Below are 14822 nucleotides of genomic sequence, written 5' to 3' on the forward strand. Positions count from 1 at the left end.
GATTGCTCCTTGATTTGGCGTAACTTATTCTATTTTGTTTGGATATTTTCGTCTTGTTTTTACTTATGTTACAGGCTCGTCTCTTTTCATTTTATTATGAGAAAGGAAGCGTTACGTGTGACAAGGTATATTGCAAAACGAGTACTTCAAGCAATCCCATTGTTATTAGTTATTTCATTTATTGTTTTTTCACTGATTCATTTAGCACCTTATGATGTCATCGATTCAGTGACTACACCAAATATGTCTCCAGACCGGATTGAAGCATTAAGAGAAAAATATGGCTTAAATGAACCTTTTTTCGTCCAATATATTACTTGGCTGACGAATATCTTTAAAGGTGATTTTGGCTATTCATTGGTTTCGCAACGAAGTATTGCCGGTGAACTAGCAGTTCGAATTCCTAATACGATGAAATTAATTGTTCCTGCATATCTAACAGCCTTAATTTTAGCCATTACATTAGGTCTAGTCGCTGCTGCTAATAAAGGAAAATTTTTTGATAAATTAATTGATGGAATTGCGTCTTTAGGTATTGCAATACCAACATTCTGGTTCGCAATGATTTTGATTTACTTTTTAGGCTATCGCTTGAACCTATTTCCGATTATCGGGATGAATACAGTTGGTAAGGCTGGAGATTTCAATGATTTTCTAGCACACTTTATCATGCCATATCTTACCTTGACGGTCGCTTTTTTTCCAGAATTGACACGTTATATTCGTGCTTCAGCTTTACAACAAGTATCGGAAGATTATGTGACTGTTCAACAAGCTTTTCATGCAACTAAATGGCAAATTTTTCGCCGACACATTAGTCGCAATGTTTTAATTCCTGTAGTGACGCAATTAGGATTAGCGTTACCAATGTTAGTTACAGGGGCAATTATTACCGAAACCATTTTTGGTTGGCCTGGGGTTGGTCCTTATTTGACGAGTGCAACAAGAAGTTTAGATTATCCAATTATTATGGCAATCATGCTCTTGTCAGCAACTTTAGTTATTTTGGGAAATCTTCTTTCAGATGTACTCTATTCAGTTGTTGATCCACGAATTCGCAAGGGAGGAAAAGAATAATGAAACGTTGGAAAAATGTATTTAGCGCAATTTTTGCTTCGCCAATCTATACGCTATCTTTTATTTTCTTAGCGTTATTAATTCTTTTATCGCTAATTGCTCCATTGCTCCCAATTGATCCCAATGCGACAGATGTCAGTAAGATGTCTCAAGCTCCAAGTTTGCAACATTTTTTTGGAACAGATGAAGTGGGTCGTGATTATTTTATTCGTGTTGTATATGGCGGTAGGGTTTCATTATTAGTTGGTGTGTTGGCAATGCTGACAGCAACAACTATTGGTACGACAGTTGGTTTGATTTCAGGATACTTTGGTGGCTGGATTGATAATGTTTTGATGCGTATTGTGGACATCTTATCATCAATTCCCTGGTTAGTTTTAGTGATTGTACTAAGTGTTTTCTTAAAGCCAGGACTCAGTACAATTATTATTGTCATTGGGTGTTTTTCATGGATGAATATTGCGCGATTAATTCGTGGTGAAACATTATCTGCTAAAGAGAGAGACTACGTTTTATATGCTAATTTCATTGGACAGTCTGCGGGAACCATTATTTTTAAACATATTTTTCCCTCGGTATTACCGACGTTAATCGTAGCTGCTTCAACTAGTATTTCTAGTGCAATTATGACTGAATCAGCATTGAGTTTCTTAGGCTTGGGAATTCAACAACCTATGGCATCATGGGGAAGTCTTCTACAAAATGCACAAAATAGTTTGCAACGGGCACCTTATATGGCGATTTTACCAGGTTTGTTTGTGGCATTGACTATTTACTCCTTTAATAACCTTGGCGATATGATTAAACAAGTCTTACAAAGGGAGGCATAATTTTATGGCAAAGAATATATTAAAACTGAGTAATTTACGCGTAGCTATTCAATCAAAACGCAACGAGCCATTACCAATTCTTAGAGGAATAGATTTGGATGTTCCCAAAGGTCAGGTTATTGGAATAGTTGGTGAATCGGGCAGTGGGAAAAGTATGGCAATGAAAAGTATTATGGCAATTTTACCTGAACAGGCCGTGATGACAACTGAGACATTTGAGTTTAATGATGAACAAGTTACAGATCCACAAAAATTACCAATTTCTATGATTTTTCAAGATCCAATGACTTCTTTAAACCCATTACGAACAATTGGTTACCATCTAACTGAGGTCATTTTACGAGAGAAAAAAATGTCAAAAAAAGCAGCACAGCAACGTGCCGTCCAAGAGCTAGAAAAAGTCGGAATCGCACTTGCTGAAAAACGTATGAAACAATTCCCGCATGAGTTATCTGGAGGAATGCGTCAACGTGTGATGATTGCGATGGCATTGTTGGCAGAACCGCAACTTTTAATTGCAGATGAGCCTACAACAGCTTTAGATGTCACAATTCAAGCGCAAATTTTATCGCTGATTAAAGAATTACAAGAGCAAGAAGAACTTTCTGTTATTTTAGTAACACATGACTTTGGAGTAGTAGCAGGTATGTGTGATTATATCAAAGTCATGTATCAAGGTTTAGTTGTCGAGGAAGGGACTACCGAGGAAATTTTTTATCAGCCATACCATCCTTATACTAAGCAATTATTAGAAGCAGCCCACTTAGGGGATAAACAGACCCAGTTGCATATTTTTGATTACCATGAAGAATTACCGGATGATTTAACGTGTAAGAAGTTATCATCAACGCATCGTGTTTGGTTTAAGGAGGAAGAAAAATGACAAGAGAATTAATTCGTGTCGAGAATGCAACAAAAATCTTTCGTTCCAAAAACTGGCGTGGTGCAGTAACTGAAGTGAAAGCTTTAGATGACATTCATTTAACTATTTATCGCGGAGAAACACTGGGATTAGTAGGAGAATCAGGTAGTGGTAAAACGACATTGGGTCGCAGTTTATTAAGTTTAGAAACATTGACCCAAGGCAAAGTCTTCTTTGAAGGACAAGAACTTACGCACTTATCTGCAGCAGAAAGAAAATCGATTTATCAAAAAATGCAAATTATCTTTCAAGATCCATATTCAGCTTTAAATCCCCGGATGACTGCGTTAGAATTAGTGATGGAACCTTTATTAAACGATTCTAAAACAAATGCTCGTAACAAAGCAGAACAGATTTTGGCACGTGTTGGCATTACAGGTGACGCGCTATACAAGTTACCTCGAGCATTTAGTGGTGGACAACGACAACGAATAGGGATTGCTCGTGCGGTAGTCAATCAACCAGAATTTATTTTGTGTGATGAACCAACTTCCGCATTGGATGTGTCTATTCAAGCCCAAATTATTCAACTATTGTTAGCATTACAAAAAGATTTTGGATTGTCCTATTTATTTATCTCTCATGACTTATCAGTGATTCGACACATTTCTGACCGAATTGCCGTAATGTATCAAGGTAAATTAGTCGAATTAGCGCCTACACAGCGTTTATTTGAAGCACCACAGCATTTATATACTAAAAAGTTATTAGCTGCTGCACCCATTGCTGACCCGAAGTTAGCTCGTGCGGCTTTAGCAAAAAAAGAAATACAACAACAAATTGAAGTGACAGAAGACTTTGACTGGGTCGAAGTAGTAGAAGGCCATTTCGTAAGGAGGAACAAATGACAATCGAGACATTTACACTCATTCAAGGAAAAGAAAAAATCGAGTTGCCACATGCATCTGGAAATTGGGTTTTAGCAAGAGAACAAGGATATTCACCTGTTCAAATGCTAGTCTGTGCTGTAGCAGCTTGTGGAGGCTATGTATATCAATCGGTTTTAGATAATTCACATATTCCTTATCAATTTGAAAAAATTGAAGCAGATTACAGCCGAAATACAGAACGTCGAGCTGAGCCGATTCAAACAATTCAATTACGGTTTTACGTTAAAATCTCTGAAGAGTTTCAAGAAAAAGCGCAACGTTGCTTAAAACTCGTTTCTCCAAATTGTCCAGTTATTCAAAGTTTAGATCCTACAATTCAAGTGGAAGAAACCGTCGAATTTATCTAAAAAAAGAAATCCTCATCATGTGATATGCTCCCCCTATATAGGACACTGAAATATAAAGGTCCTATATAGGGGGTATTTTGTATGTCAAAAAGAAAGATGAAGCTTACACCAGAAGAAAGAGTCAAGCTAGTAGAGAGCTATTTAAATGGCGAGGATAGCTTGAATGAACTCACTCGTCCAGTTGGTATCAGTGAGTCTACGTTAAGAAGATGGCTCATGATTTACAAAAATGAAGGTCCCACTGGTCTATTAGCAAAGCGAAAGAATACACATTACTCAATCGAGACGAAATTACAAGCAGTCAATGATTACCTAAATGGTTTAGGGAGTCTAACTGATATTTCGGAAAAATACGGTCTGAGGCATAAAAACCAACTACACCATTGGATAAAGATATATAATACTCATAGAAACTTCAAATCAGGAAGCGGTGGAAGTCAAATGAGTACATCTAGAAAAACAACCTTTAAAGAACGTGTGGAAATCGTTCACTACTGTCTCGTGCACAATCGAAACTATGGAAAAGCAGCCATCACCTATCAAGTATCTTACCAGCAAGTTCGCAATTGGGTACTGAAATATGACCAGATGGGCGAAGCAGGATTAAAAGACCGTCGAGGACATCGTGCTGGCACAGAGCCCAGTCGAACACCAGAAGAAGAAATGCGAGATCGCTTAGCTGCACAAGAACGTCGTATCAAGCAACTGGAAATGGAAAATGACTTGTTAAAAAAAGTCAGGGAGTTAGAAAGGAAGTGGGAGTAGACCTCATTCACCATGTTTTTGAATATGAAGCCATCAAAGAACTTCACGAAAGCAAACAGTATCCGATTCAAGCAATGTGTGCGTTTCTCCACGTTTCAAGATCTGCTTATTATCGTTGGTTAAAACAACCAAAGTCAACCCAAACCATTTTTAACGAACACTTAGCCGACTTGGTACGATACATCCATGAGGCTGATGATGACAAAGGATATCGGAGAATTCGTGATGACTTGGTTCAAGATTATGGCTTTCACGTGAATGATAAACGAGTCTTGCGGATTTGTCGTCATCTTCAAATTAAGTCGACAGTGAAACACCATCCGCATGGAATCACTAAGGTGTCTAAAAATCCGTATCATATAGCCAAAAATTATTTAAATCGAAATTTTCATGCGGATAAACCAAATGAAAAATGGTTAACCGATGTCTCTGAGTTTAAGTACTACGAAGGCAATCAAGTGAAGAAAGTGTACCTGAGTGCCATTTTAGATTTGGCCGATCGACGCATCGTTTCATTTGTCATCAGTGACAGAAATGATAACAAGTTAGTTTTTGATACTTTTGATGAAGCCATTCGACTTGAACCAGATGCGCATCCTCTTTTTCATAGTGATCGTGGCTTTCAATATACGAGCAAACAGATGGGTCATCGATTGAAGAAACAAGGCATGAAACAAAGTATGTCCCGAGTAGCTCATTGTATTGATAATGGTCCAATGGAAGGATTTTGGGGCACATTAAAACGTGAGAAGTACTATCGTCGAAAATTTACGAGTCGTGAAAGGCTCGTTTCAATGATTGAAAATTATATTAACTATTACAATAATGGTCGTTACCAACGTTGCTTGTACTCTATGACACCCATGGACGTACACAGACAACTTTTACTGGCTGCCTAATCTTCGTAGAATTTTGATGAGTGAAACGTACTTGGTTTCGCTCATCAACGTTCTGCGCCAAACCGAGCGTAGCCGAGGTTTATCACCAAAAAAAGAAAAACTGCTTGCACAAAAACATGGCAAACAGTTTTCCAAAAATTTTATTCTATTTCCGTGTCCACTTGACGGGGAGCCCATCACATGTGTGAGGGTCTCTTTTTTTGCCTTTTTGCTCAGGGTCAGGTTGTTTTTCTTTGGTTAATTGTAAAAGAACCCCAAATGGATCGCGAACAATTGCATAAAAATCTGCAAATTCGTTTTCGCAAGGTGCAGCAATAATTTGCGTCTCATCATATTGAATGATTTTTTGATAAATCGATTTGATAGTGGCTAAATCGTTAATCGTAAAGCTTAGCGAAAAATTGTTCCCGCTAGTCAGGGAATCGCTAGTAATGGATGTGTCCGCAATTTGTAACTGTGTGGTTCCGATCTGTAAAATAGAATGTGAAATATACTCTTCTTGACCGTTGGGAATCTCTAGCTGTGGATTTAAACGTTCCTTGAATTGTTGATTGGTAATTTTAAAAAGAACTTTCGCTTGAAAAATTTCTTGGTAAAAAGTGAGTGCGTGGTCGGCCTTTCCGTCTAATGATAAAAATGTGGATAATTGAATGGTCATAACTAATCATACCCCTTTGCTTTTTTTCTTAGTATACGTTTTAATGGTGACAGAAGATGGCACCAAAAGGAGAAAATATGAAAAAAAGTGAACGACTCAATCAAGAATTAATTTTTATTCATGGGAAAAAGCAATTCAATTTACGTGATTTAATGATGGAATTTCGTATTTCTAAACGAACTGCCTTACGTGATGTGAGCGAATTAGAAGCACTGGGAGTACCTTTATATGCTGAAAGTGGCAAAAATGGTGGATATTGTGTCTTATCTCATCAATTACGAACCCCGATTTATTTTAAGGAAACAGAATTGTTAAGTATCTTTTTTGCTTTGCAGTTATTGAAAGATGCCACTCCTTTTCCTCATTCTTATCAACAAATCAAAGAGAAATTAATAGAAAAATTTCCAGTGACTTCCTTAGAAGAACTTGAAACAATGGTTAGTTATGAAGGCCTCCAAGTACCAATAGCAGTTCCTCAACTAGAGACGCTCTATCAAGCGATGTTAGCACGACACCAGCTACGTGTGCATTACCAAAAAGAACATTCAGAAGTCAAAATCATTCAACCAGTCCATTTAAATTATCGTCAGGGTTTGTGGTATTGTTTGGCTCGAGATATACAAAAGCACCAATGGCGAACATATCGTTGTGATAAGATGACCAATATTCAGTTTTTTGCTGAAGGAAAAAACTATTCAGTAGCAGCAATGCAAAAACAACAAGTGCGTCCATTTACTTTTGTAGCTCAGTTAACAGCAAAAGGTTGTGAGTTGGCACAGCATCAATTATTTCCTAATATGACTATGGTAGATAATCAGCTTAAAGGAACCTATCACGAGAAAGAGCTGGATTTTCTAGTGAATTATTTCTTGATATTTGGTACCGAAGCGCTCATTCTTGAGCCACCTATGTTAAAACACGCTTACTTACAAAAATTACAAGATATGCAAGCCCGCTACTAATTGAGTATAATAAAACAGAGAAAGAAGGGAACAAATGAGTGAACTAACACAATTATTGGAAGAAAAATTTGGATACAAAACTTTTCGTAAAGGGCAACTGGAGATTATTCAAAAAATCTTAAACCGAGAAGATGTTCTGGGCATTATGCCGACTGGTGGGGGGAAATCCATTTGTTATCAATTGCCTGCTTTGTTATTTAATGGATTAACGATTGTGGTTTCTCCTTTAATTTCATTAATGAAAGATCAAGTGGATAGTTTAAATGAAATGGGGATTCCAGCAACATATGTTAACAGCACACTTCATTTTTCAGAAATTCAACAACGCTTGGGAAGGGCAGCTAGAGGAGAGGTTAAGCTATTATATTTAGCACCAGAACGTTTAGAAACAGCTGATTTCCTTGAATTATTACGTCATGTAGACATTGATTTAGTAGCCGTTGACGAAGCCCATTGTATTTCACAATGGGGACATGATTTTCGGCCAAGTTATCTAAAATTAGCAGAGACGTTGCGTTCATTTACTCAACGCCCAACTATTATTGCTCTAACCGCTACTGCTACCACTCAAGTAGCTGAAGATATTTGTCAGTTATTATCAATTCCCGATAATAATCAAATTAAAACAGGTTTTGCTCGTGAAAATCTCGCTTTTCAAGTGGTCAAAGAACAAAAAGATGTCTATTTATTGGAATATTTAAAAACCAATAAAGGACAAGCGGGGATTATCTATGCCAGCACGCGTAAAGAAGTTGAACGTTTGTATCATTTATTGCGACACAAAGAAATTACGGTTGGAATGTATCATGGCGGTCTTTCTGAACAAGTACGTTCAAAAAGCCAAGAAGATTTTCTATTTGATCGTATTCAAGTAATGGTGGCAACAAATGCTTTTGGAATGGGGATTAATAAGAGTAATGTCCGATTTGTGATTCATGCGCAAATTCCGGGGAACCTAGAGTCTTATTACCAAGAAGCCGGGCGTGCGGGACGTGACGGACTACCCAGCGAGGCAGTCTTACTTTATGCTGCGCAAGATTTACAAATTCAGCAGTTTTTTATTGAGCAATCAGAATCTTCCATTGACTATCAACAGAATGAATATTTGAAATTACGAGAAATGAGTCAATATGCACATACACAAATGTGTTTACAATGTTATATTTTACGTTATTTTGGGGAAGAAGGCGTGCCTTGTGGGAAATGCAGTAATTGTTTGGATGATCGTGAATCCGTCGACATTACTGTTGAAGCACAAAAAGTTTTGTCTTGTGTTAAACGTATGGGAGAAAAATTTGGAAAATCACTTGTTGGAAAAGTGCTAACTGGTTCTAAAGATCAAAAAATTACACAATGGCATTTTGAACAACTGTCTACCTACGGATTGATGAAAGATTGGACACAAAAAGAAATGGTTCAGTTAATTGATTATTTAACTGCTGAACAATTTTTGACACCTTCAGAAGGGCAATATCCTTTATTATCAATTTCTCCTGAAGGGGTGGATGTCTTATTAGGCAAAAAGAAAGTCTATCGCAAACAAGCTACAGTTAAGCAATTAGTAGTAGATAATGAATTATTTGAAGAATTACGTGCATTGCGACTGTCATTAGCTCAAGAACAAAATTTACCTCCGTACATCATTTTTTCTGATAAGACATTACAAGAATTAGCAGAAAAACAACCGCAAACATCCCTAGAATTTTTACAAATTAAAGGAGTAGGACAAAATAAATTAGATAAGTATGGAGAGCCATTTTTATCTCTATTAAAGAAAGAGTAGTAGGAGACATTAGATAATCTCCTGCTATTTTTTATGGAAACAGGTATTTTTCATTACTTTTTTCAATAACTCGTCATTATTTCTGAAAAAACACCTAATTGATATTCATTTGAAATAATTTTGTAACATTCTTTTTACCTAAGTGCTATATTAATATGTTAAGATTTATCTGTCGCTAAATTAGAACGTGAAATTTCTTATTAAGAAGAAGTTAGATAATTAGATTATAGAGTAATCTCAGGGGGAGCAATAATTTGAAGAAAAAATACTTAGCTACTTTAATGGTATGTTCATTAATGTTAACAGCAATCTCAGCGCCAAGTGCAACTTTGGCAGATACAATCGATGATCAAATCGAACAACAAGATCAAAAAATTAACAATTTAAAAGGTCAACAAGCAGATGCGCAAGCACAAATCGATGATTTATCAGCAGAAATTGCAACAGTTAGCGAAAAAGTTAGCGAATTAGAAGCAAAACAAGCTGAATTAGGCAAAGAAGCAGAAAAATTACAACAAACAATTGCTGATTTGAAATTACGTATTGCACAACGTGAAGAAGTTATTCAAAACCAAGCACGTGACGTTCAAGTTAATGGCGATAATATGAATTTACTTGATGCTGTTTTAGAAGCTGATTCTTTAAGCGATGCTATTGGTCGCGTACAAGCAGTATCAACAATTGTGAAAGCCAACAATGAATTAATCGAAAAACAACAACAAGATAAAGAAGCGGTTGAGAAAAGCATTCAAGAGAATGAAAGAAAAGTCCAAGAAGTTGCTGCGACACAACAACAATTGGAAAGTGAAAAAAATTCACTTGCTGAAAAACAAGCAAGTGTAAATGTTTTAAAAGCAGATTTAGCAGCACAACAAGCAACTGCTGAAGGCGATAAAGCGAAATTACAAAAGAAAAAAGAAGAAGCTGAAGCTGAAAAAGCACGTATTTTAGCAGCACAAGCAGCAGCCGCTAAAAAAGCTGTAGAAGAGCAAGCTCGTATTGAAGCAGCGCAAGAAGCAGCACAACAACAAGCAACTGAAGTACAAGAACAACCTAAAGCTGAGCAAGCTGAAACACAAGAACAACCTAAAGCTGAAGAAATTGTAGAACAAGAAGTTGTTGAACCAAAAACTGAAGTAAAAGAAGTTGTTCAAGAAGTAAAAGCAAATAAACCAGTTGTAGTAGAGCAAACTAAAGTTGAATCAACTCCAGAAGTTAGTGTTGAAGCCCCTGTTGTTGAATCAAACAACGATAGTTCATTTGTAGGAAATTCATCAAGTGGTGCAGTTGATCATTCATCATCAGGTAATATGTACGCTTGGGGTCAATGTACTTGGTTCGTTAAAAACCGTGCATCATGGGTTGGAACTTACTGGGGAAATGGCGCACAGTGGGGTGCATCTGCAGCTGCTGATGGTTACACTGTAAATGGCACACCTGCTGCTGGTTCAGTCGTTGTATTTGCCGCTGGACAATCTGTTGGTGGTGTTTGGACAGCTGATGGTGTTTATGGACACGTTGCTTATGTAGAATCTTATGATGCTGCAAGCAATACTATCACTATTTCTCAAGGCGGAATGGGATTCTCTAATCCTGGAGGCCCTAATACTGCAACAATGAGTGCATCAGGTTACACGTATATTCATCGTTAATTTTACTATAAAGAGAGAGCTCAGCTGAGTTTTCTCTCTTTTTTTGTTATTTAAATAGCTGTGAATCATGGGGTGTTATTGTTATATTAAAAAAATAAGAAACAGTATTTTTAAATAGAAACTAGCTGAAAGCATTTCTGCTTGTTCTAATGAGGTTGAACTTTTTGTCTCTGTTGAAACAGCAACGATTTCTCATGTTTTAACTCGATGTGTTGTCGTGTTCTTTGCAAATACAGTCGATATAAGTGTGGGACTATTTTATACACAAATAGTGGAAAAAGATAGAAATCAGCCATTTGCTCATTATTTTTTATCTTGCAATCATTGCTTTAGTTGTAACTTTTATGTTGTAATAAATGAGAAGATTATAGTAGATAAGAGGCGATTATATGGATTTAGTTAGAGCGTATTGGGATGAATTTAGTCAGAAACATTCATTAGCAAGTGAGCTTCCCGAAGCTTGGATGTTTGGGGATGGATCTGAAAAAATGGGAAATGAATTAGGTCAATTAGTTGTTCAAGGTCTTAAGACGGGAACCTGTTCAGCTAAGTGTATCTATGATATTGAAGAAGAAACAATACCTGTTGTAGGAGAATATGAAATTGTATTAGATGGTCAGAATAGACCATTGGCAATTATTCAATACACAAAAATTGAAATTGTACCGATGAATGAAGTATCTAAAGAATTTGCTATTTCTGAGGGTGAAGGAGACTTAAGTTATGATTATTGGTACAAAGAGCACAAAAAGTTCTTTCAATGGGAGTTAAGCCAATATTCATTACCATTTTCTACAACTATTGATCTAGTTTGTCAGTCATTTAGAGTCGTTGATCGTTACCATGAAAAGTAACTATATAAATAAACGGGCCTGTGACGTAAGTCCCATGAAAAAGCGCCAAAAATGACGAGTAATCGTTCATTTCTGGCGCTTTTTAAGGTAAAATAAAAGGAAGCACAACTCTGACCTTGCACTTCCAAATTCTTATCCTCGAAAGGACAAAAACAATGTACCCAAATTATAACATAAATCAACTAACTTTAAACCTATCAACTGAATTTATTCCAAAAGAAAATCATGTCGCTTGTTTTATCAACGAATTGGTTGAATCTTTACAGATCCATGAACCGTATCTTTTCGGTCGCCCACGAGAATATGAGTTGCGTACGATGTTAAAGTTGGTTCTTTTTGCGTACACTCGCGAGACATTTACCAGTCGAAAAATTCAACGGTTGGCAGAAGAAAATCTTTATGCCCGCTGGTTGACACAAGAAAGTGAGCCTTCTTATCGGACAATTGCCCGCTTTTGTGTCTCGAAAGATGTCGAAGAACTGACCAATAAAAGTTTGGATTCTTTGGTTCACTATCTTCGGGAACGCAATCTGATTGACGATGTGCTTTTTATTGATGGGACAAAAATCTTGGCAGATGCCAATAAATTTAGCTTTGTTTGGAAGAAGAATACGATTCGTTTTGATTAAATGAACCGTGAAAAAATTCTGACCTTAATGACAGAACTTCAAGAAGCCTATGAAGTCAAACATATTCCTGAAGGATCTAATCTGACGTTCGATTTATTAGATGAACTTCTGACACGAATGGCGTTGCGCTTAGAAGACCTAGAGAAAGAAGTCGAGGAAACAGCCAAGATTTCTCCCAATCCTGCGAAACAACAACGACGGACGCTAAAAACCCAGAAACGCAAGCTTTCTGAAAGACGAGAAAAAATGGCAGAACATCAAACACAGATGTCTATTTATGGTGCCCGAAACAGTTATTCAAAAACAGATAAAGAAGCAACATTTATGCGAGTGAAAGAAGATCACATGATGAATGGACAACTGAAACCAGCGTACAATCTTCAAATTGCCACGTGCAAACAATTTGTTTTGGGATACGATGTTTTTCAAAACCCAACAGATACAAAAACATTAAAGCCTTTTCTAGAAAAAATGAAGCTAGACAAACAAGCTTCTCATTATATTGTCGCCGATGCCGGTTATGGTTCTGAGAGTAACTATCGCTATTTAGAAGATAAATTGCCACAACACACGGCGCTTATTCCGTATGGCACGATGTTGAAAGAACAAAGTAAAAAATGGCAATCTGACGAACGGAAAGTGATGAATTGGACGTATTTTGAAGAGGAAGATTATTATAGTGATCCCAAAGGCGTTCGCTTCAATTTTCATGCCTATCGCCAACGGACAGATAAAGACGGTTTCGTTCGAGATTTCAAAGAGTATCAAGCTGAAAAAGTGGATGACTATTTACGAGAAGTTCCAGAAGCATTGACACCCAAAGGATATGTAAGAAAAATTCTTGTCAATCCAGCTTGGGAATACCACAAAGCCAAACAAAGAGAGATGCTTTCTGACGAAAAAACAGGAAAGATCTATGCTCGTAGAAAAACAGATGTCGAAACAGTCTTCGGAAAAATGAAGGCTTGTTTGGGTTTCACTCGATATACGGTTCGAGGGCTAAACAAGGTTCGAAAGCAATCAGGCATCTTGATGATGGCCCTTAATATGATGAAATTAGCCACATTAAATAGAAAGAACTAACCCTATACATAGAAAACCAGAATACCCACGAAAATCAAACTCAATTTTCGTGGGTATTCTGGTTTATAACTTGGATTGAGACGTACTTACGTCACAGGCCCGTTTTAGTTTATTCTGCATTTTTTGCTGTATCAGCAATAACTTGTAGATAGCCTTTTGTATCAGCAAATGTCGCACCAGAAACGACATCAGTAGGCTTACCATCTTCGCCTTGTTTATCTAAATCACCAACAGCTGCTTCGATTTCAGCAATCGTTTTTCCAACCACAAAATCTTCAACAGCTTTCATATTAACTGCGTATTCTTGAGTAGAACCGCCTTTTTCTTTCATTAAAGCAGAATATGCTTCATTATTCGCAACTTTAGAAGCTAATACTTGGCCTGCTGCAACACCTTGGCCAAAATCAGTGTCGGAATTTGGAACGCCACCAAACGCTGTAGCATCTACATATTGGAATTCATCAACAAAAACAGCGGCTACTTTATCACCGTCCATTGCTACAGTTGTGATTGCAAATGATTTGTCGCCATGAGGTGCTCCTAGAGATTGAGCTTGTTTAAAATCAGTGGCTTCAGTTTTAGCACCAATAGCAACCATACCATTTTTTGCTGTAGCGGCAATTGCTTGTAAGTAACCTTTCGTGTCGGCAAAAGTTGCACCAGAAACAACATCGGCAGGGTTACCATCTTCGCCTTGTTTATCTAAATCACCAATAGCAGTTTCAATTTCAGCAACTGTTTTTCCTTTTACAAACTCTGTAATAGCATCCATACTTGTTTGCCATGTTTGAGTTGCACTAGCTTTATCTTTCATTAAAGTGGAATAAGCTGCATCGTTTTCAGTTTTACTTGCTAACACTGTACCTTCAGGGAAGGCTTCACCAAAACCTGCATCAGCATTAGGAACGCCTTTAAAATCAGCTGGATCTAAATACTGAAACTCATCCATTTGAGCATCCACAATTGTTTCACCATTCATTAAAACATTCACTGCTGCGAATGATTTTGTGCCGTGTGGAGCAGTATACATTTGACGCATAACTAAGGTACCTGCTTCAGGAATTTCAGTCCCCGTATCTGTTCCTTCAGCAATGGTAATGTTACTAGCTTCACTTGTTGTACTATCAGAAGTAGCAACACTGGAAGCTGTTGTTTGCTGGTCCTCCGTTGTTGAACTTGCAGTATTTGAATCATCTGGGCTACAAGCTGCTAAACTTAAGCTAGCAAAAACAAGAAATGTAGCAATACGTGTCTTTTTCATAATGTCCTCCTAAAATTTAATTGTTAATTTGTTCACATTTTATCACAAAAAGAAAACGATGCCAAATGGTATTTTGAGTTTTATAGGAAAAATAAGTATTTTTTTATTGTGAAATTCAAGTCAATGTTATTTGGAATTTTGTTTTTAATTGTTGTAAGCTATTATTTTTGTATAAAAATCAGTGAAAGAAGATATTTAAAGCTGTAAAAA

The 14822-nt window shown here is 36.9% G+C and carries 13 protein-coding genes and 1 pseudogene; 12 read left to right on the plus strand and 2 right to left on the minus strand.

All coding sequences use genetic code 11. The annotated features are described in order from the left end of the window. Positions 1-117: 117 nt before the first annotated feature. The 7 genes from AC4BC5_RS08035 to AC4BC5_RS08065 all read left to right on the plus strand — a co-directional run bounded on the left by AC4BC5_RS08035 (position 118) and on the right by AC4BC5_RS08065 (position 5730). Positions 118-1077 carry an ABC transporter permease gene (locus AC4BC5_RS08035; RefSeq protein ID WP_490494923.1) on the plus strand — a complete coding sequence of 320 codons (960 nt, stop codon included), beginning with the start codon at positions 118-120 and terminating at the stop codon, positions 1075-1077. Beyond that, complete coding sequence (locus AC4BC5_RS08040) at positions 1077-1907, plus strand: ABC transporter permease (RefSeq protein ID WP_490494924.1); 831 nt, start codon at positions 1077-1079, stop codon at positions 1905-1907. Before AC4BC5_RS08035 ends, AC4BC5_RS08040 begins: the two co-directional genes overlap by 1 nt. Before the next feature lie 4 nt (positions 1908-1911). After that, positions 1912-2790, plus strand: a complete 879-nt coding sequence (locus AC4BC5_RS08045; protein WP_490494925.1) for an ABC transporter ATP-binding protein — start codon at positions 1912-1914, stop codon at positions 2788-2790. Then, complete coding sequence (locus AC4BC5_RS08050) at positions 2787-3677, plus strand: ATP-binding cassette domain-containing protein (protein WP_490494926.1); 891 nt, start codon at positions 2787-2789, stop codon at positions 3675-3677. The genes AC4BC5_RS08045 and AC4BC5_RS08050 overlap by 4 nt, the downstream gene beginning before the upstream one ends. Continuing rightward, positions 3674-4066 (plus strand): OsmC family protein, encoded by a 393-nt coding sequence (locus AC4BC5_RS08055; RefSeq protein WP_490494927.1) that lies wholly within the window; start codon positions 3674-3676, stop codon positions 4064-4066. The genes AC4BC5_RS08050 and AC4BC5_RS08055 overlap by 4 nt, the downstream gene beginning before the upstream one ends. Positions 4067-4147: 81 nt before the next feature. Beyond that, on the plus strand, positions 4148-4831 hold the full coding sequence (locus AC4BC5_RS08060) for a transposase (protein ID WP_490494928.1): 684 nt from the start codon (positions 4148-4150) through the stop codon (positions 4829-4831). Further along, positions 4822-5730, plus strand: coding sequence for an IS3 family transposase (locus AC4BC5_RS08065; RefSeq protein ID WP_490494929.1), 909 nt, complete (start codon positions 4822-4824; stop codon positions 5728-5730). Before AC4BC5_RS08060 ends, AC4BC5_RS08065 begins: the two co-directional genes overlap by 10 nt. Positions 5731-5875: 145 nt before the next feature. On the opposite strand, the gene AC4BC5_RS08070 is transcribed toward AC4BC5_RS08065, so the two are convergent. Then, positions 5876-6388 (minus strand): VOC family protein, encoded by a 513-nt coding sequence (locus AC4BC5_RS08070; protein ID WP_490494930.1) that lies wholly within the window; start codon positions 6386-6388, stop codon positions 5876-5878. 77 nt (positions 6389-6465) lie between these two features. Here AC4BC5_RS08070 and AC4BC5_RS08075 point away from each other — a divergent pair, with 77 nt between their 5' ends. From AC4BC5_RS08075 to AC4BC5_RS08095, 5 genes and pseudogenes are all read left to right on the plus strand, one after another. Next, the gene (locus AC4BC5_RS08075; RefSeq protein ID WP_490494931.1) at positions 6466-7350 is read left to right on the plus strand and encodes a helix-turn-helix transcriptional regulator; all 885 of its coding nucleotides are present in this window, start codon (positions 6466-6468) and stop codon (positions 7348-7350) included. A 34-nt stretch (positions 7351-7384) separates the two neighbouring features. Then, positions 7385-9133, plus strand: coding sequence for a DNA helicase RecQ (gene recQ, locus AC4BC5_RS08080; protein ID WP_490494932.1), 1749 nt, complete (start codon positions 7385-7387; stop codon positions 9131-9133). Positions 9134-9387: 254 nt separating this feature from the next. Further along, positions 9388-10785, plus strand: a complete 1398-nt coding sequence (locus AC4BC5_RS08085) for a CHAP domain-containing protein (RefSeq protein WP_490494933.1) — start codon at positions 9388-9390, stop codon at positions 10783-10785. A 389-nt stretch (positions 10786-11174) separates the two neighbouring features. Beyond that, entirely contained in the window at positions 11175-11639 is a 465-nt protein-coding gene (locus AC4BC5_RS08090; protein ID WP_490494934.1) for an ASCH domain-containing protein, read from the plus strand. A 155-nt stretch (positions 11640-11794) separates the two neighbouring features. Beyond that, positions 11795-13351 (plus strand): annotated as a pseudogene (locus AC4BC5_RS08095) (IS1182 family transposase). Positions 13352-13460: 109 nt separating this feature from the next. On the opposite strand, the gene AC4BC5_RS08100 reads toward AC4BC5_RS08095, so the two are convergent. Then, entirely contained in the window at positions 13461-14612 is a 1152-nt protein-coding gene (locus AC4BC5_RS08100; RefSeq protein WP_490494935.1) for a peptidoglycan-binding protein, read from the minus strand. Between the last annotated feature and the right edge of the window lie 210 nt (positions 14613-14822).

This window comes from Enterococcus sp. AMC2644, from assembly GCF_058216475.1.